This window comes from Pseudoalteromonas sp. T1lg88, assembly GCF_002964765.1.
In the GTDB taxonomy this organism is placed as follows: Bacteria; Pseudomonadota; Gammaproteobacteria; order Enterobacterales; family Alteromonadaceae; genus Pseudoalteromonas.
In genome coordinates, this window is record NZ_PQCF01000002.1 from 37,051 (window position 1) to 56,117 (window position 19,067).

At 50.7% G+C, this 19,067-nt stretch carries 15 protein-coding genes; 8 read left to right on the forward strand and 7 right to left on the reverse strand.

Annotated elements, in window-relative coordinates:
- Nucleotides 1-38: 38 nt before the first annotated feature.
- Nucleotides 39-623, reverse strand: coding sequence for a Fe-Mn family superoxide dismutase (locus C2M34_RS00775; protein ID WP_105200604.1), 585 nt, complete (start codon nt 621-623; stop codon nt 39-41).
- Between the two features lie 337 nt (nt 624-960).
- Here C2M34_RS00775 and C2M34_RS00780 point away from each other — a divergent pair, with 337 nt between their 5' ends.
- From C2M34_RS00780 to C2M34_RS00795, 4 genes are all read left to right on the forward strand, one after another.
- Nucleotides 961-1,302, forward strand: a complete 342-nt coding sequence (locus C2M34_RS00780; protein WP_105200603.1) for a Grx4 family monothiol glutaredoxin — start codon at nt 961-963, stop codon at nt 1,300-1,302.
- Between the two features lie 251 nt (nt 1,303-1,553).
- The gene (locus C2M34_RS00785) at nt 1,554-2,384 is read left to right on the forward strand and encodes a substrate-binding periplasmic protein (protein ID WP_158677886.1); all 831 of its coding nucleotides are present in this window, start codon (nt 1,554-1,556) and stop codon (nt 2,382-2,384) included.
- A 343-nt stretch (nt 2,385-2,727) separates the two neighbouring features.
- Entirely contained in the window at nt 2,728-7,185 is a 4,458-nt protein-coding gene (gltB, locus tag C2M34_RS00790; protein WP_105257817.1) for a glutamate synthase large subunit, read from the forward strand.
- Between the two features lie 8 nt (nt 7,186-7,193).
- Nucleotides 7,194-8,609: an FAD-dependent oxidoreductase gene (locus C2M34_RS00795; RefSeq protein ID WP_105257818.1), complete on the forward strand. Its 1,416-nt coding sequence runs from the start codon at nt 7,194-7,196 to the stop codon at nt 8,607-8,609.
- 77 nt (nt 8,610-8,686) lie between these two features.
- On the opposite strand, the gene recN is transcribed toward C2M34_RS00795, so the two are convergent.
- The gene (recN, locus tag C2M34_RS00800) at nt 8,687-10,360 is read right to left on the reverse strand and encodes a DNA repair protein RecN (protein ID WP_105257819.1); all 1,674 of its coding nucleotides are present in this window, start codon (nt 10,358-10,360) and stop codon (nt 8,687-8,689) included.
- A 247-nt stretch (nt 10,361-10,607) separates the two neighbouring features.
- Nucleotides 10,608-11,492, reverse strand: a complete 885-nt coding sequence (nadK, locus tag C2M34_RS00805) for an NAD(+) kinase (RefSeq protein WP_105200598.1) — start codon at nt 11,490-11,492, stop codon at nt 10,608-10,610.
- 88 nt (nt 11,493-11,580) lie between these two features.
- Here nadK and C2M34_RS00810 point away from each other — a divergent pair, with 88 nt between their 5' ends.
- Together C2M34_RS00810 and grpE are read left to right on the forward strand one after the other, a co-directional pair.
- Entirely contained in the window at nt 11,581-12,525 is a 945-nt protein-coding gene (locus C2M34_RS00810) for an HrcA family transcriptional regulator (protein ID WP_105257820.1), read from the forward strand.
- Nucleotides 12,526-12,584: 59 nt separating this feature from the next.
- Nucleotides 12,585-13,160 carry a nucleotide exchange factor GrpE gene (gene grpE, locus C2M34_RS00815; protein ID WP_105215646.1) on the forward strand — a complete coding sequence of 192 codons (576 nt, stop codon included), beginning with the start codon at nt 12,585-12,587 and terminating at the stop codon, nt 13,158-13,160.
- A 30-nt stretch (nt 13,161-13,190) separates the two neighbouring features.
- Here the strand turns inward: grpE and C2M34_RS00820 are convergent, their stop codons facing one another.
- Nucleotides 13,191-14,384 (reverse strand): multidrug effflux MFS transporter, encoded by a 1,194-nt coding sequence (locus C2M34_RS00820; protein ID WP_105257821.1) that lies wholly within the window; start codon nt 14,382-14,384, stop codon nt 13,191-13,193.
- Nucleotides 14,385-14,596: 212 nt separating this feature from the next.
- On the opposite strand from C2M34_RS00820, the gene C2M34_RS00825 reads away from it, so the two are divergent.
- Both C2M34_RS00825 and C2M34_RS00830 read left to right on the forward strand, forming a co-directional pair.
- Nucleotides 14,597-15,391 carry a M48 family metallopeptidase gene (locus tag C2M34_RS00825; protein WP_105257822.1) on the forward strand — a complete coding sequence of 265 codons (795 nt, stop codon included), beginning with the start codon at nt 14,597-14,599 and terminating at the stop codon, nt 15,389-15,391.
- 15 nt (nt 15,392-15,406) lie between these two features.
- A complete protein-coding gene (locus C2M34_RS00830) occupies nt 15,407-15,940 on the forward strand; it encodes a hypothetical protein (RefSeq protein ID WP_105257823.1) in 534 nt (177 codons plus the stop codon).
- Between the two features lie 62 nt (nt 15,941-16,002).
- Here the strand turns inward: C2M34_RS00830 and efpL are convergent, their stop codons facing one another.
- The 3 genes from efpL to C2M34_RS00845 form a co-directional block, all read right to left on the reverse strand.
- Nucleotides 16,003-16,569, reverse strand: coding sequence for an elongation factor P-like protein EfpL (gene efpL / locus C2M34_RS00835; protein WP_105200592.1), 567 nt, complete (start codon nt 16,567-16,569; stop codon nt 16,003-16,005).
- 42 nt (nt 16,570-16,611) lie between these two features.
- Nucleotides 16,612-17,406: a nucleoside-binding protein gene (locus C2M34_RS00840; protein ID WP_105257824.1), complete on the reverse strand. Its 795-nt coding sequence runs from the start codon at nt 17,404-17,406 to the stop codon at nt 16,612-16,614.
- A gap of 98 nt (nt 17,407-17,504) precedes the next feature.
- Nucleotides 17,505-18,818 carry a Na+/H+ antiporter NhaC family protein gene (locus C2M34_RS00845; RefSeq protein WP_105200850.1) on the reverse strand — a complete coding sequence of 438 codons (1,314 nt, stop codon included), beginning with the start codon at nt 18,816-18,818 and terminating at the stop codon, nt 17,505-17,507.
- Between the last annotated feature and the right edge of the window lie 249 nt (nt 18,819-19,067).

The following is a 19,067-nucleotide window of genomic DNA, read 5'->3' on the forward strand; positions in this document are numbered from 1 at the left end:
AGGTGAAATTAATTCACCTTAACATGACTGTCTGGCGATTAAGCAGCGAAGTTTTGGTTCGCGAAATCCCAGTTAACTAGTGCCCAGAAACCTTTAAGGTAATCAGGACGCAGGTTACGGTAATCGATGTAGTAAGCGTGTTCCCACAGATCCACAGTTAGGATAGGAGTTACGCCAGCTTCAGTTAGCGGAGTCGCTGCATTTGAAGTGTTAACGATATCTAGAGAACCGTCGGCAGTTTTAACTAGCCAAGTCCAGCTTGAACCGAAGTTGTTAACTGCTTTATCGTTGAAAGCTTCTTGGAAGGCTTCGAAAGAACCCCATTTAGCGTTGATAGCATCGGCAACTGCGCCAGTTGCTACACCACCGCCATTTGGAGATAGGCTGTGCCAGTAGAAAGTGTGGTTCCAGATTTGTGCAGCATTGTTGAAAACACCGCCTTCTGATGAACATACGATCTCTTCTAGTGATTTACCTTCGAAATCAGTACCTTCGATTAAGCCGTTTAACTTTACTACGTAAGTGTTGTGGTGCTTACCGTGGTGGTACTCAAGAGTTTCTTGAGAAATGTGCGGCTCAAGAGCGTTGATTTCATAAGGTAGTGACGGTAGTTCAAATGCCATGTTTTTCTCCATCTGTCTTTATTTGAAAATGGGCTTTAACCGGGTGCACGTTGCGCTCGGTGTACTGAAAGCCTTTATAGTGGTACTATAATTCCCGAGTATTTTACTCAAGTTTAAACAAACAGCAACGCTTTAAGAAGTGTAAGCTATTCTCGCTTTTACCAATGTTAGCAAGCATGGCACTATTTTTCGTTAACTTTGCGAGAAAAATAGCTCATGCGTTTACCCTGGGAAACTATCCAGCGTTGGCCGTTTGCTTTAACATACCCTAAACATTGTGGTCGCGGTGGTGGTTTTCAATACAAACCAGCATCGAAAATTGAAATAGAGGTTGTTAATGGAAACCATTGATAAGATTAAACAGCAAATTGCCGAAAACCCGATTCTGCTTTATATGAAGGGTTCGCCTAAATTACCAAGCTGCGGCTTTTCTTCGCAGGCTTCACAAGCATTGATGTCTTGTGGTGAGCAATTTGCTTACGTGGATATTCTACAAAACCCGGATATTCGCGCTGAATTGCCTAAATATGCCAACTGGCCAACCTTCCCACAGCTTTGGGTTGAAGGCGAGTTGATCGGCGGCTGTGACATTATTATCGAAATGTTCCAACGCGGTGAATTACAGCCACTTATTCAAGAAACTGCTGCTAAATATAAAGAAGCGGACAGCGCCGAATAAGCAAACAGGCTATGCTCTTGGGCGCAACCAAGGGTTATGTCGTTGATAAACGATAAAAATAATACTTAAGCCGGCAGTCGCCGGCTTTTCTTTTTCTTTTCTTTCCATCTCGCCAGCATCTATTACACTTTCATCTAGGCATTAATGGGTGACTATGGAAGTGGGTGATGTTCTCAGTGCGAATTCAGGGAATACTCGTGTTACTCCTTGCGACAAGCTGGCCGTTTAAGTGGGTCGTAGCAGCAGACAAGGTGACACAAGTAACCCTGGAATACCGACTTGATAATCAGAACTACAGTTACACCGGTATGTGGCAGGGTGCGACTCTGAGTTTTGATGGCGGCCGAGAGCGCAAGGCGGTGGTAGCTACTCTTGATTGGCCTCCCTATATAGGCCGGCAAGAATGCCAAGGTGGCTGGCTGCTTCAGTATATGGCGGCGGTGATAATACAGGCCGGCTACAATCCCGAATTTCGCTTTTTACCCTGGGCCCGTGCTGTGCGTATGGCGGAGCTGGGTCATGTGGATATACTCGCTCCCGAATATGAAATAGAAGCTTCGGCACCGTCCGATGTGGTGCTGGGCAATACTCGTTTACAGCATTTAGCCTTGTCCTCTCCTTACGCCCACACTCCCGTGCATTATATTAGCGCCGCCAACAGCGAGCTCACCCAGGCTCCGGCTCCTCAATCCTTGTCCGATTATGCTGTGGGCGTGGTACGTGGCTACCAAAATGCACCCGAGGTTGACAAAGTGCTCGACGGTGGTCGCGTGATTGTGCAGCAAGCCATAGACGACAGCCAGAACCTGCAATTATTACTTTCGGGGCGAGTCAACCTGATTGTGGCCGATCCCCTAGTGATAAACACCCTGGCTCAGCGTCAGAATGTCGCCAGCGATAGCTACCGAGTATTGCAACCGGCTATCACCGAGCAGTCCTTGTATTTTGCGCTGTCAACGGCGCGGCCTCAGTGGCAAAGGTTAATGTTGGATATTAATAGTGAGATCGCGCAGATGCAGAAACAGGCGTTGCGTACGCAACTGATGTCCCGACTCAAACAAGCCTGCCCTGCATACAATTAAAAAACCAGTGAATACCCACTGCTCGCTGTGAATAATTATTCACTATGAGATTTCATTTACGTTAACGTAAAGTGCAGGTTTACCTTAACGTAATTTAGCGTTTTTTCATTTTGACACTGGTGTCATGTTAAAAATAACGAATATAAAGCGGATAAATAGTACAAGGTGTTTACTTTTTATGGTGATCACAAATAATGAAAAATATTCAAGATTGTGAATATGTATTCGTTATTTCGTTGACACCCCAGATGCAAAGGGTTAGCGTTGACGGTCCGCTAGCACCACAGCAAGGGTCAATAATTGCCAAGCTAGCACGCAGTAGCAATGGGGAGAGGGGTCCAACATGTTATATGACTCAAGTTTAGAAAAAGATAATTGCGGCTTTGGCTTAATAGCCCAGGTCAACGGTCAGGTTAGCCATAAACTTATTCGCACCGCCATTACCGGATTGGCGCGTATGGAGCATCGTGGCGGTATTTCTGCCGATGGTAAAACCGGCGATGGCTGTGGTTTATTGATGCAAAAGCCCGATAGCTTCTTTCGTGCTATTGCCAAAGAAAATGATTGGTTGCTGGGTAAAAACTATGCTGTCGGCATGCTTTTTTTAAGTCAGGATCCCGTCCAGGCCCAGGCGGCCAAGACGCTGGTGGCAAAAGAATTAGAGCAGGAAACCCTGACCTTGGTGGGCTGGCGCGAGGTGCCGGTGGATACCAGTTATCTGGGTGATATTGCCTTGGCGCAATTGCCGCAGTTTGTGCAGGTATTTGTCAGTGCCCCTGAGGGCTGGCGGCCCAAGGATTTAGAGCGCCGCTTGTATATCGCCCGGCGCCGAATCGAAAAGCAGTTGCAGCAGGATAAGGATTTTTATATCGCCAGCTTGTCTGGTTTGGTGACCGTCTACAAGGGCTTGATGATGCCCGAAGACTTGCCTAATTTTTATCTCGACTTGGCCGATATGCGTATGACCACGGCGATCTGCGTGTTCCACCAACGCTTCTCTACCAATACCCAACCGCGCTGGCCTTTGGCCCAGCCGTTTAGATATTTGGCGCACAATGGCGAGATCAACACCATCACGGGCAACCGCCAATGGGCCAGAGCTCGCGCCTATAAATTTGCCTCGCCGCTGTTGCCGGACTTACAGACCGCGGCACCTTTTGTGAATGAAAGCGGTTCGGATTCATCGAGCCTGGATAATATGCTCGAGTTGTTTTTGGCCGGCGGCATGGACTTGTTCCGAGCCATGCGTATGTTGGTGCCGCCAGCATGGCAGAAAAACCGCGCCATGGATGAGGATTTACGCGCCTTCTACGATTTTAACTCCATGCATATGGAGCCCTGGGACGGCCCAGCCGGCATAGTGATGTCGGATGGTCGCTTCGCCGCTTGTAATCTGGATAGAAACGGCCTGCGTCCAGCACGCTATGTGTTGACCCAGGACGGCTTTATTACCCTGGCCTCGGAAGTGGGGATCTGGGATTATGCCGCCGATGAGGTGGTGGAAAAAGGCAGGGTAGGCCCAGGTGAGCTGATGGTCATAGATACTTTGCATGGCAAGGTGTGGCATTCCGATGAAATCGATCAGGATCTAAAAGCCCGCCATCCTTACAAGCAATGGCTTGAGCAAAACGTTAGGCGCCTGACGCCTTTTGAGTTACTGAGCGATAAAGAGGCGGGTAACCGTTCATTCGATGAAGAAACCCTGCTTATCTATCAAAAGATGTTCGCCTATACCAATGAAGAGTTGGATCAGGTGATCCGAGTGATGGGTGAAAATGGCCAGGAAGCGACCGGCTCCATGGGTGATGATACCCCGTTTGCCGTGCTTTCCGAGGGGCATAGATCTCTGTTCGACTATTTCCGCCAGAAATTTGCTCAGGTGACTAACCCGCCTATCGATCCACTGCGGGAAAATCATGTTATGTCTTTGGCGACCTGCATTGGCCGCGAACAAAATGTCTTTAACGAGACCACGGGCCATGCCAAGCGCTTGCAGTTTGACACCCCCATACTTATGTATTCCGACATGGTACAGCTGCGCAGCGCCAATGATGAGCACTACAGCCATAGCTCAATCGATTTAAACTACACCGCCGATGAAACCCTGGAGCAGGCATTAGTGCGCATTTGTGATGAAGCCCAGCGCAAGGCCGAATCCGGTGTGGTGATGTTGCTGCTAAGCGACAGACATATCAGCCAGGACAGTCTGCCTATTCCGGCCGCCATGGCCGTGGGAGCTGTGCACCAGCGCCTGGTCAACAACAGCCTACGCTGTGATACCAATATCATTATCGAAACCGGCAGCGCCCGCGACCCGCATCAATTTGCTGTCTTACTTGGCTTTGGTGCCACCGCTATTTACCCTTATCTGGCCTATGAATCCTTGGTGGCGATGAGCGATGCCAAGGTCATTAACAAGAGCTATCGCGAAGTGACACTTTCGTATCGTAACGCCATCAACAAGGGCCTGCTTAAAATCATGTCTAAGATGGGTATTAGTACAGTGGCTTCCTATCGTTGCTCCATGTTGTTCGAAGCCGTTGGCCTGTGCGAGCAGGTGGTGGATCTTTGCTTTAACGGCGTTGCCAACCGCATTAGTGGTGCCGGCTTTGAGGATTTCGAGCAGGATCAGTTGAAGTTGCGTCAGCTTGCCTTTAGCGCGCGCAAGCTTTTGACCCACGGTGGTTTATTAAAGTTTGTTCATGGCGGTGAATACCATGCCTATAATCCGGATGTGATCCAGTCGCTGCAAAAAGCAGTTCGCTCCGGCGATTATCAGGATTATCTGCGTTATGCAGACTTGGTTAATAACCGGCCGATCACCAACATTCGCGATATGTTGGCGCTAAAGGGCGGCACTAATGCCATTGCCATCGATGAGGTAGAAGCACCCGAGGAGCTGTATAAGCGTTTCGACTCGGCGGCCATGAGTATAGGCGCCCTGTCACCGGAAGCGCATGAGGCTCTGGCGATTGCCATGAACCGCCTCGGCGGTTGCTCCAACTCGGGTGAGGGCGGCGAAGATAAGTTGCGTTATGGCACAGAGAAAAACTCCCGTATCAAGCAGGTGGCCTCGGGGCGCTTTGGCGTTACGCCGCATTACTTGCGCAGTGCCGATGTTATTCAGATCAAGGTAGCGCAAGGCGCCAAACCGGGCGAGGGTGGACAATTACCAGGGGAAAAGGTCACCCCCTATATCGCCAAATTACGTTACTCAGTGCCCGGTGTAACCTTGATTTCACCGCCACCGCACCATGATATTTACTCCATTGAAGACCTGGCCCAGCTGATTTTTGATCTTAAACAGGTGAATCCTGAGGCCATGATCTCGGTTAAGCTGGTGTCTGAGCCCGGTGTTGGCACTATAGCCACTGGGGTGGCCAAGGCCTACGCGGACCTGATCACTATAGCTGGTTACGATGGCGGCACAGGTGCAAGCCCGCTAACCTCGGTCAAATACGCCGGCAGCCCATGGGAGCTAGGTCTGGCGGAAACCCAGCAGGCTCTGGTTGAAAATGGCTTGCGTCATCGTATTCGCTTGCAAACCGATGGCGGCTTAAAAACCGGTCTCGACATTATTAAAGCGGCTATCTTGGGCGCCGAAAGCTTTGGTTTTGGTACTGGCCCCATGGTGGCACTGGGCTGTAAATACCTCAGAATTTGTCATTTGAATAACTGTGCCACAGGTGTGGCGACTCAGGATGAAACCCTGCGTGCCAAGCACTATCACGGCCTGCCGGAAATGGCGATGAACTACTTTAAGTTTATCGCTCAGGAAGCGCGCGAATTGATGGCCTCCTTGGGCGTAACCCGATTGGTTGATTTGATCGGGCGCACCGACTTGCTTGAGGCGCTCGAAGGCAAAACGGCGAAGCAGCAAAAGCTGGATTTATCGCACTTGCTGGCACAACCAAAAAATATAAGCGGTCAGTCCTTATATTGTTCTATGCCTAATACCTCGCACTATCGCGGCGCCCTTAATGAAGAGCTGTTGGCGAAGACGAAGCAGGCCATAGATAATCGCAGCGGAGCCAATCTGGTGACGCGTATCTGTAACACCGATCGCTCGGTAGGGGCCATGCTTTCCGGTTATATCGCCGCCCAGCATGGTAACCAGGGCATGGCTGCAGAGCCGCTGCGTATTGAATTGCATGGCACCGCAGGTCAGTCGTTTGGGGTGTTTAATGCCGGTGGTCTGGAAATGACTCTTGTCGGTGATGCCAATGACTATGTGGGCAAGGGCATGGCTGGCGGCCGTTTGGTGGTGCGTCCGCCTTTGGGTTCTTGTTTCCAGTCACACCAGGCGGCAATTGTAGGTAATACCTGTTTATACGGTGCCACTGGCGGCAAATTATATGCCGCGGGCTGCGCTGGTGAACGCTTTGGCGTTCGTAACTCCGGAGTTACCGCCGTGATTGAAGGTCTTGGCGACAACGGTTGTGAATATATGACCGGCGGAGTGGTCTGTGTGCTTGGTAAGGTAGGTATTAACTTTGGTGCTGGCATGACCGGAGGTTTTGCCTATGTGCTTGATGAAGCACATGACTTTACCAAGCGCATGAACCCTGAGCTGGTGGAGATAGTGAGCCTGGAGCAGTTGCCGACTCATCAGGAGCATCTGCGTGGTTTGATTGCCGAGCACCTTGAGCTGACTGGCTCGCAGCGCGCCGAGGCCATCCTCGCCAGCTTCGATCTTTACTTGCCCATGTTTAAGTTGGTGAAGCCTATTTCCAGTGATGTTCATAGCCTGTTGGGACACCGCGCCCGCAGTAGCGCCGAACTACGAGTGCAGGCGCAATAGGAGGAAGTATGAGCCAGAATGTTTATCAGTTTATCGATGTACAGCGTGTCGATCCGCGCAAAAAGCCGATTTCTACGCGCAAGCAGCAGTTTGTTGAGATCTATGAGCCGTTTTCACAAAACCAGGTCGACTCTCAGGCGGATCGTTGTCTTGACTGTGGCAACCCCTATTGTGAATGGCAATGTCCGGTGCACAATTATATCCCGCAGTGGTTAAAGCTTATTCGCACCGGGCGTATTCTCGAAGCGGCGGAGCTTTCTCACCGCACCAACAGTCTGCCCGAGGTGTGTGGGCGCGTGTGCCCGCAGGACAGGCTTTGTGAAGGCGCCTGTACTCTGAATGAGGAATTCGGTGCCGTCACCATAGGCAATATCGAAAAATACATTACCGATACCGCCTTTGCCATGGGTTGGAAACCGGATATGAAGCACGTGGTATGGAGTGATAAAAAGGTCGCCATTATCGGTGCTGGGCCGGCGGGACTCGGCTGTGCCGATGTGCTGGTGCGCAATGGAGTTAAACCCGTGGTGTTTGACCGTCACCCGGAAATTGGCGGTCTGCTGACCTTTGGTATTCCTTCGTTTAAGTTGGAAAAAGAAGTGATGCAACGACGTCGGGAAATCTTTACCGAGATGGGTGTCGAGTTTCGTCTGAACACAGAGGTGGGCAAGGATATCGAGCTGCAACAGATCATCGATCAGTATGATGCGGTCTTCCTCGGCGTCGGTACCTATCAAAGTATGCGTGCCAACCTTGAAAACGAGGATGCCGAAGGCGTGCACGACGCCCTGCCATTTTTAATTGGCAATACCAACCGAGTGATGGGCTATGAAGAGGGCGATGCTCCCTATCTTGATATGCAGGGTAAGCGGGTAGTGGTACTCGGTGGTGGTGATACCGCCATGGACTGTGTACGTACCTCGGTGCGTCAACAGGCGCAGCAGGTGATCTGTGCCTATCGCCGTGACGAAGAGAATATGCCCGGCTCTAAACGCGAGGTAAAAAATGCCAAGGAAGAAGGCGTCGAGTTTATGTTTAATGTTCAGCCTAAGGGCATAGTGGTGGACGAGCAAGGTCGGGTGAGCGGCGTTCGCATGGTGCATACCCAATTGGGCGAGCCCGATGAAAATGGCCGTCATCGCGCCGAAGAAGTTCCCGACTCAGAGCATACAGTTGCCGCCGATGCGGTGTTGATGGCCTTTGGCTTTAAGCCCCATAAGATGGAATGGCTGGAGCCCTTTGGTGTGGAAATAAATCACTGGGGTGGCATTAATGCCCCAGAGCAGGGCGCCTTTACGCATCAGACCACTAACCCGAAAATTTTTGCCGGGGGTGATGTGGTACGGGGCTCGGATCTGGTGGTTACCGCCATCTTTGAAGGCCGTAATGCCGCAGAAGGCATTATGGATTACCTGGAAGTTTAATTTTGGATAAACCTTGGAAGCAGCAAAGCGGGCATTAGCCCGCTTTTTTTATGCGCTGTTTTTACTCATTGATAATGTTAAGCGTGAGCTGCAATCAGCTCCCTGGCATTGGCCAAGGTGGTTTTACTGATATTGTCACCGGCCAGCAGGCGGGCGATTTCATCAACGCGGCCTTGCTTATTAAGCGCCAGCATTTGTGTAAAGGTTTCATCATTGGCCACCTGTTTGCCCACGAAGAACTGGTTCATGGCGCTGGAGGCCACTTGGGGCAGGTGGGTCACACATATAACCTGAGTAGATTGGCCAAGGCGACGCAGCAACTTACCTACCGCTGCTGCGGTTGGCCCGGAGATACCTACATCCACTTCATCGAAAATAAGCGTTGGCGTGGTCACGCGCTGGGCGATGATCACCTGGATTGCCAAACTGATCCGCGAGAGCTCACCGCCGGAGGCAACCTTAGACAGCGCCTGCATGGGTTGACCCGGGTTGGTGCTTACCAAAAATTCGATGCGGTCTAAACCAAGGCGGCTGGGTGTGCGCGCTGAGTCAAAATCGAGAGCAATGGCAAAGCGGCCATTTTCCATCGACAACTCATGCATACTGGCGCCGATCAGTTCGCTTAATTCTTGCGCCGCCTCTTTACGGCTGGCGGATAATAGCTCGCAGCACTGCTGATATTCATTAAGAGCTTCGGCTATCTCATCATCGAGCTGAGCCAGGCGTTGATCGTCAACACAGATTGCTTCAAGATCCGTCTTAATTTGCAGGTGATGTGCCACCAGAGCCTTAGGTTCAACCATATGCTTGCGCGCCAAGGTGATGGCGGTGCCCAGGCGTTCATCGAGCTGGGTTAAGCGCTCTGGATCCAACTCAGCGCTATCGCAATAACCGCGCAGCTCGCGGCTTGCTTCTTCTACCTGCACACAGGCGTCGTTAAGCATGGCGGCGATGCCTTCTAAGCTTGGATCTATGGCGGCCAGCTCGCTAATGGCAATGGCGCTGTGCTGTAGAGCACCGTTAATGGTTTGCTCATCGCCTTCGTACAAGGCATAAAGTTGCTGCTGTGAGCCTTCAAGCAAGTGCTGGGCATGGCTAAGACGATTATGCTCCACCTCGATTTGCTCATATTCGCCGTCCTCCAGAGCAAATTCGTCGAGCTCGGCGACCTGATATTCAAGCAGTTGCTTTTGCGCCTGTTGTTGGGCGTGCTTGGCCTCTAACTCGCGCAGCTCCAGCTGTAACTTTTGGTATCGGCTAAAGCTTTTCGCCGTATTTTCAAGTAAGGATTTATGGCCGGCATAGCCATCGAGTAATTGCAGCTGATGGTCGTTTTTCAGCAACAACTGGTGCGCATGCTGACCATGGATAGATAATAAGTGCTGGCCCAATTCCTTTAACTGGGCGGCGGTAACACTGATGCCGTTGATATAGCTTTTGCTGCGGCCATTTTTCGCAACTACGCGTCGCAGTAGGCATTCTTGCTCATCTGCCTCCAGCATATGCTCTTGCAAAAACTGTTGAGCCTTGGGCAGGCGACTAATATCGAAACGGGCGCTAATGTCTGCCTGTTTGGCGCCGGGGCGCACGGCGGCAGCGTCGGCACGCTCACCTAAGCACAGAGAGAGGGCATCGATGGCAATCGATTTACCTGCACCGGTTTCCCCTGTGATTGCGGTCATACCGGCATGCCATTGGGTTTCAAGCTCGCTAACAATAGCAAAATTAGAAATAGTTAATCCCGAAAGCATACTGTTTATCCATCCAGTTATATACTAACTGTTAATCTATACAGTAGTCCGTTTTTTTGCAAATTAAATTTTAAACAATTTGCGCTTGCTCTGGCTCGGTGTATTTGTTGGCAGGCACTCTAGAAGGTATCTTGTACTCGATACCTGGCTTAGGGAACGCTCTAAGCCATTTATCTTCTTGCCAGCGTCAATTAACTTGCTTTGAAAGCCGTGTAATTCCCGGTCGCTGATGTATTCCAAAGTAACTCTAATACAGGCGCGAGCCCCAATTTAGTTTTTGGCGCAGCACGTTATAGTAGGAGTAATCCGTGGGGTGAATTAAGCGCAGCGGCCTTTCTGCTTTTTTGATCACCACTTCATCGCCGGGCAGGGTGGCTAGCACCACATGGCTGTCGCAACTGACCTGCAGGCTGTCGGTATTATCCAAGCTCAGTTTAAGACGAATAACGCTCTCACCATCGACCACCAAGGGTCGGCTCGATAGGGTATGAGGGAACATGGGCACCAGGGCCATGGCATTAAGACCCGGAGTAAGAATAGGGCCGCCGCCAGACAATGAATAGGCGGTGGAGCCGGTCGGCGTTGACACTATCAGGCCATCGGACTTTTGCGAAAACACAAAATCATCGTTAATAAAGCATTCGAATTCGATCATGTGTGCCACCTTGTCGGCGTGCAGCACAGCTTCATTCATCGCCGAGTTGGCACTTTTGAGCTCGGCATGACGAAATACTTCCACTTCCAGTAAGAAGCGTTTTTCTTCTATGTAATGGCCGCTGAGCACCTGCTCCAAGGCAGGCTCAAAGCCGTCCGGGTTAAGGTCGGTTAAAAACCCTAGGTTGCCGCGGTTTACGCCGATCACGCCAACATTAAAGCGGGCCAGTACGCGCGCGGCGCCAAGCATATTGCCGTCACCGCCGACCACTATGGCCAAGTCCGCTTGCTCACCCAGCTCGACCAAATCGACCAGATTGGCATCTTCGGGATTTGCCAATTGCCCGCCATAATGACGCTCCACCAAGACCCGGTAACCTAAAGCTTGCAAAAAGGCATAGAGGCGTTGTAATGTCAGCGCCGCGCCTTCATGATGTGCTTTACCAATTAAGCCAATAGTTTTAAAAGAAGCGCTCATATCTGTGCCATAAATGAAGTAACTCTTTATAGAGTAACGCAAAAGTGGTGGGGTTGAAACTGAGGCAAAGAGCCTAAATTATAACAATATGAAATTATCTCCACGTGATGAGCAGATATTCTCTGCGGTAATGAGTTTATACTGCGACGGTCAGGGTCTGCCGGTTGCCTCTTCTCGTATTGCCAAGCAAAAGGGGATGGCGGTGTGCAGCGCCACCGTACGCAACGCCATGGCACGCCTAGAAAAACTGGGCTTACTCTATTCGCCCCATACCTCCGCCGGACGTATTCCTACCCAGCAAGGCTTTGATTTTTGGTTCGATTCCTATTTTCATCTAGATCAGCTGGGTCAATATTGGCAGCCGCCACAGGAAAAACTGGTTGAATTTGCCCACCACCTGGCACGGCGCTACAAGGTTTGTTGCTGTGTTGGTCTGCCTCAGGTCACCACTCAGTGGGTGTTCCGAGTAGAAGTGCTGGATTTTGACCGCACCCATTGGCTGGTGCTGCTGTTGGACCGCCAAGGTCAGGGACACAATATTCTTATTACCAAGCCCCTTGAGGCCAATGATGATATTCGCTATCAGTTTGCGACCTGGTTGAATTCGGTTTTTGCGCAGCAAAACCTGCTTGAAGGACTGCACCGAATGAAGGCCATGAGCCGCACCGCGCCCCATTATTGTCATGGCTCCTTGGCGCAGTGGACGCGCGAGTTAGGAAATAAACTTGGCAGCGACAACAGTATAGTGGTCGGCGAAAATAACCTTTATGCCTACACAAATAGCGAGCAGGAACTCACCATAGGTGCGCGCTTCTTACATGGCATCGAAGATAAGCTGGCGTTTCGCAACGGTGTGTCCGTGTTGTTTGGCGATCAGTTGCCCTTACCGGGTTTTGAACCCTTCTTAGTTTTTAGCCTGGCTTACTTTGCCAACCAGGAATATCAAAGTCGATTTTGCGTGATCTTGCCCAAGTCGGCGCCGATTGAGGCGATCATTCAAGAATTTGCGCAAATCGAGCACCTTGACTCTTGAATCCGCTGAATACATCCCCATAATGAATCGCAGTTACGCAGTTTTTGGAGAATATAAAGATGTCTGAGCAACCACAGGCTAACGAACACGAACAGGAAAACGTCGAGGCTCAAGAAGAGCAAGAACAAGAGCAGGGCTCACAAGAGCAAAGCATTGAAGCTGAGTTAGCGGCTCTATATGCGGAATTAGAAGCTGCAAAGCAAACCGTTGAAGAGCAAAAAGACAGCGTGATTCGCGCCGCCGCCGAAGTTGAAAACATTCGTCGTCGTGCTGCACAAGATGTTGAAAAAGCACATAAGTTTGCGCTAGAGAAGTTTGCCAACGAACTGCTTCCGGTGATCGATAACCTAGAGCGTGCCATCGAGTTTGCTGACAAAGAAAATGAAGCCCTGGTTCCTATGCTTGAAGGCATCGAAATGACGGCCAAAAGCTTTGTTGAAGCCGTTGCCAAGTTCAATGTCGAAGTGGTTAACCCTCAGGGTGAGGCGTTTAACCCGGAACTTCATCAAGCCATGGCAATGCAACCGAGCGAAGATGTCGCACCTAATACCGTTATAGCGGTTATGCAAAAGGGTTACACCCTGAACGGTCGTTTGTTACGCCCGGCCATGGTTATGGTATCGAAAGCGCCTTAAGTTTTTGATTAATAGAAAAATGCCCACTTTTTAGTGGGCATTTTTTTTGCGGTGCCAAAGCTGAGTTACGGCGATTAGGATAATAGCCACAAACATCATGCTGGAGAAGGGCACCGCATTAACCGGGTGGATCAGCGCTAAAAAGGGTCCCACTAAAGCACCGCTGCCAAAGCGCAGTGTACCTATGACAGCCGTAGCCGTCCCCGAGTTACGTTCAAACTCCATTAGAATAAGGGCATCGGCATTAGAGGCGATAATGCCTAAACTCATCATCAGCGGCGCTATGCTCCACACTATGTAATACAGCGACTGCTCCATCAGGCTAAAGGCCAATAAGGCGCTGCCGCTGATAAGGGCCAGAGCCAGACCAAAATACAGCATCTTGCGCGAGCCGACCTTAGGCACCACTCGGGTGTTAATAAAGTTACCCAGCATCAAGGCAATAACATTAAACGCAAACAGCACGCCGAAAAGTTGCTCCGAAACTTTAAAATAACCCAGGTAGATAAAAGGAACCGAGGTTAAAAAGCAGAAAAATGCAAAGGAGGCCAACATGGAGCTAAGTATATCGGCGCGAGCCTTGGCCTCACTGAGGACCACAGCATAGCTGGCAAAAAACAGCTTCAGACCACGGTGCTCACTGCGATAAATGGGTATATCGATCAGGTGCATCTGCACCCAGACAAGACATGAGAAGGCATAGCCACCGAGTACCAGAAATATCACCTGCCACTGTGCCAGGGTTAGAATTGCTGAGCCTATGCTGGGCGCCGCCAGGGGCGCAACCATCATGATCATCGACACATAGCTCATGCCCTTGGCGGTATTTTGCTGATAAATATGGCGGATAATGCCGGGCACCACCACGGTCGCGGCGGCGCCGGTAAAGGCCTGCACACTGCGCAGTAACCAGAATAAATAGATGTCTTCGCAAAAGGCCAAAGCCACCGAACTGAGCCCAAACAAGGCGAGGCCAATACGCGCCAAACGGCGACGACCCATTTGATCGGCAATGGGGCCAAAAAACAGCATGCCCAAGGCATAGCCTGCAAGGTATACGCTCAGGGAAATTTGTACCTGAGGCATGGTGGCGCCAAGATCCTTGGCGATTTGCACCATGGCCGGCAAATACATATCCACGGCCAGCGGCGTAATAGCCACAATACTGGCCAACAAAGGCAATAGCACACGCCGACTGGGCGTTCTTGTGTCGGTTAAGGACATAGATACAATATCTTCTAAGTTGGTGAAGGAGAGACTAGGGGAAAGTGCGCAGGCAGCGTCCAGTGCCTAGTTTGTTCACTATAGCACCAAGGTTTCGGCCAGAATAGGGGAACCTTATTAACATTATGTTAATTAGACACTTTATTCGACGCTAGGCGTTGCCTTTGTGGTTTGCTATGCTTGGCGCAAGAGAAAAATGGGAAGCATTAATAATGAAAAAACTAATCTTAGCCCTTAGTGTGGCGGCCGTTATCGCCGGTTGTAAAACCTCACCGACCGGACGCACTCAGGTGACCTTGTATTCCGATGCGCAAATGAGCCAGTTAGGCGGCGCCAGCTTTGAGCAGATGAAAAAAGAACAAAAGGTTAACACCGACTCGCGTACCAATGCCTATGTGCAATGTGTGGCCGATGCGGTGATCCAGGTGTTACCAACAAAGTATGCGCAGCAAAAGTGGGAAGTGGTGGTATTCGAGGAAGACTCGGCCAATGCCTTCGCCCTGCCAGGCGGCCATATAGGTGTGCACACCGGCTTACTTAAGGTAGCGCAGAACCAGGATCAACTAGCTACCGTGATTGGCCATGAAGTGGGCCATGTGATCGCCGAGCACTCCAATGAGCGTGCTTCACAAAGCCAAATGCTGCAAACCGGTATGCAAATTGGCGCCGTGGCAATGGATATGGGCGAGATAGGTTATCGCAATGAAATCATGGCGGCGCTTGGTTTAGGTGCTCAGTATGGCGTGGTATTGCCATTTAGCCGCACCCATGAAAGCGAAGCGGATGAAGTGGGTCTGGAGCTGATGGCCAAGGCTGGTTTTGAACCACAGCAATCCGTTGCCCTGTGGCAAAATATGGCGCAAAGCGGTGGCGCGACTCCTCCTGAGTTCTTATCGACGCACCCGGCGCCAACTAGCCGTATTAACGAATTGCAAAAGCGCATGCAAGGTGCCAACGCCTTGTATCAGCAGGCTAGAAGTCAGGGTAAGCGTCCTCAGTGTCGTTAATTCTGGGTTTGTAGCATGCCTAAGCTAGCCCTGTGCTTGGCCTTGCTGCTGGCTGCGGCCTTGACCTTAGACAGCCTGATCTCGGCGCCTGTCTTTGCCATTCAGTGGCGCAGCCCCGAGTTTATGGCGGGCATAGCGCCGACCTTTAACCTGGTTAAATTACTGGGTATGGCCGTACTTACGGCCTACCTATGGTGGGGCGTACCGCAACGACAGTATTCCCCCGCCATCACCATTGCGCTGCAATGTGTGGTGCTAATATGTGCAGTACATACGGTGGTGTTGCTGATCGGCAGACAAAGCCTGGTGAGCGACGCTGAGCACTATACCTCTGAGGGTCCCTATACGGTGCACACCATAGAATCTCGGGATGCCCGCACCAGCCGGCAGGTGATCTATTGGCGTTGCCAGCGCTCGCTTGGTTTTTACTCCCTTGAGGAACTACGCCAGCTTCCCTATCACCCAGGTGCCTATATAGAAAAGCAAGATGGCAAGTGGTATTACATAGGTGAAAAGCGTTATGAATTGGCGGCAGGGCAGTGTGACTAGCAAGCTAATCAGCAATAAAAAAGGTGAGCAAGTGCTCACCTTTTTTAATTGCGAGGTAGTTATTAGGCGCGGCTAATAAACTTGCTCTCAGCGGTGTTGATTTTAATTTTATCGCCGCTTGAGATGTGCTCTGGCACCTGAACCACAAGACCTGTGGTCAAGGTAGCCGGCTTAGTACGCGCACTGGCAGAGGCACCTTTAATTGACGGAGAGGTGTCTTCAATTACCAATTCAACACTGGTCGGCAAGTCCACAGAAACTGGGCGGCCTTCTACTAGCACTACCTGCACACCCTTGGTCGACTCGTCGATAAACAACAACTGCTCGGCAATGCTGTTTTTGTTCAGGTGGTACGGCGTGTAATCTTCATCATCCATAAAGATGTACTCGTCGCCATCAACGTACGAGAACATAGCCGCGCGGCGCTGTAGATCGGCAAAGTTCAGCATGTCTTCGGCTTTGAAGGTCTCATCAACCTTGCCGCCATCAACCACGTCATACATGCGCATACGGTACAGGCTACCACCGGCGCGGCCCTGAGGCACAGAGCGCTCGATATCACGGACGATCATAACGCGACCATTGTATTCAATGGCGGCGTGTTTTTTAATTTCGCTAGCCTTAGGCATAGTCTTACTTCCTAATTTAATTGACCGGGTTAAGTTACCCGATTAAAAGGTCCAAGCCAAGTGGATTTGCGGCACAGATTCAGTGGTGTTGGTGCCCAATTTGTTATGCCAGTACTGCCACTCAACACCCAGCATCAGGGTTTGCTCCGGCATTTGCAGGGCGTGACCCAGATCCCATTGCACTATCGGCTGAGCTAAAAGCCAGCTCTTCACCTTGTCGCCAAACTCGTTGTCGCGCTCATCGATATATTCAACATGGCCGGTAAAGTAAAACTTTTGCTCGCCTATGTTAAAAGGTGCGCCCCAGGCCAGGTCCAACATCCAGCTGTCGCTTTCAGTCGGTGCACCGCCTGAGCTGACGCCATCGCTGTCATCGATATAGGCGGTTACCAGGGTTGAGAAGAAATCAAAACCTTCTACTTGCCAGTCTAGCTTCACACCGGGCAGGTACTTCATCACATTGGCATCGCCGGCGGCGTTAAAGCCCATCACAAAGCCCACATCTTTTAGCGGACCTAGCTCAATTTGGTCACCGCTGATCTTGCTGTAGCTGAAGTTGGAGTACCACTCGCCGTAGAAATCGCTGTCCTGATAACCATCTTCTAGGTCGTCATTGATGATATCGATAAAGAAGAAGTTATCGCCCAGGCTGTAACCCGAAGCGTGTTGCAAAGAGACGATACTGGTGCCCGCTTCTTTTTTAGTGAAGGGGTTTTTAAAGTCGCCATAGTTTACATGTAACTGAGTTTGGCTCCAGGTTGCGGCTTGTGCATTGCTTACACTGGCACACAAGGACAGCGCCACCGCGCCGTATAACAAGGGTGTGGTAATTTTCATAACTACAAGGTGATTAATAAATAAAAGAAATGTCGGCGGCTATTGTAACAGATGGCGGCATTAGGTCGCCACTGTAAGCAGGAGGGCAGGATGCTGGGTTATACCTTATGGCGGCGTAAGATGATGATCAGTACCGCAGTGATAGCCAGGATAAAGCAATAGAAGGCCGAGGTAGATACCTGCCAAGGGCTAATGCCAAAGGTCGCGCCGAGAAGCAGCGCCTGAGCGCCATAGGGCAGTGTGCCTTGCAGCACGCAGGCAAAGATATCGAGCAGGCTGGCAGAGCGCTTTGCGGAAATCTCGCCGTCCTGGGCCAGCTTTTTAGCTATTGGACCGGCAACGATAATAGACACGGTATTATTGGCAATACACAGGTTCGATGTCATTACCAGCACGGCGATACCCAGCTGATCCGCCACCTGGCGATTAAACCTGGCCACGAGCTTGGTTACCGCCTGGATTTTTCGTGCCAGGTAATCAAGGCCGCCGCCGCGACGAATAAACTCAGACAAACCGCCAATAAACATCGACAGCAAGAAGATCTCCTGCATATTGCTAAAGCCCTTGTAGATGTCTTTAACAAAGGCGCCACCTTCATAACCTGAAGTAAAACCCATCAGTGCCGCGAAAATAATGCCGCTAAAGAGCACCACAAAAACGTTTAAGCCCATAACCGCCAGTACAAGAATAAAGACGTAGGGCAACACCAGAAGCCAGTCAAAATCACCCACCTCTACAGGTTGCGGCTCAGGGGTCAGGTAAACCAATAGCGCTATGGTTAGCACGGCCGCAGGCAGGGCGATTTTCAGGTTCTCGCGAAACTTATCTTTCATTTCACAGCCTTGGGTGCGGGTGGCCGCGATTGTGGTGTCGGAAATAATAGATAAGTTGTCGCCAAACATGGCGCCAGACACTATGGTACCGGCCATCAGTGCTGGGTCTATGCCGGTTTTCAGTGATACCGCCAGGGCAATAGGGCCAATGGCGCCGATTGTGCCCATGGACGTGCCCATGGCGGTGGAAACCACGGCCGAAATCAAGAACAAGCCGGGCAACAGCATGCTTGGCGGAATAAAGGATAAACCGGCATTGACTATGGCATCCACACCACCAGTCGCACCGGCCACCGCCGAGAAGGCACCAGCGAGCAAATAAATAAGACACATGGTGATGATGTTGCTGTGTCCGGCGCCGCGAATAAAGGTTTCTACCGATTCGTTGATGCGCTGCTTAGCGAGTACAAAGGCCAGTACTATGGCAGGCAAAATGGCCACAGGAGCCGGTAATTGATAGAAAGCGTAATCAACGCCTTGCGATTGTAAATACAGACCTGTGCCTAAAAATATAGCGACAAAGACCAGTAGGGGGACGAGTGAAAGTTTTGCCACAGTGGCATTATAGTTAGGCTGCATGTATACCTCAATTTCGATCACCAACAGCCAAAACCTTCTTTTAGCTGCATTTATTTTGCAAAACAAGCTAAGCCCTGTTGTGCATGCGCCCGCAAGCCAAAGACCAAATCGGCGCCAAGTGGAGAAGTTTAAACGTGTGGATGGCTAAAGTCTATGGTGATCACGTTTTTGTTATTGTTTTTCATTTTTGTAGCACAAAAAAACAACGATATCTAATTTGTGTCACTCACATAGGTAATACCTAAAGCT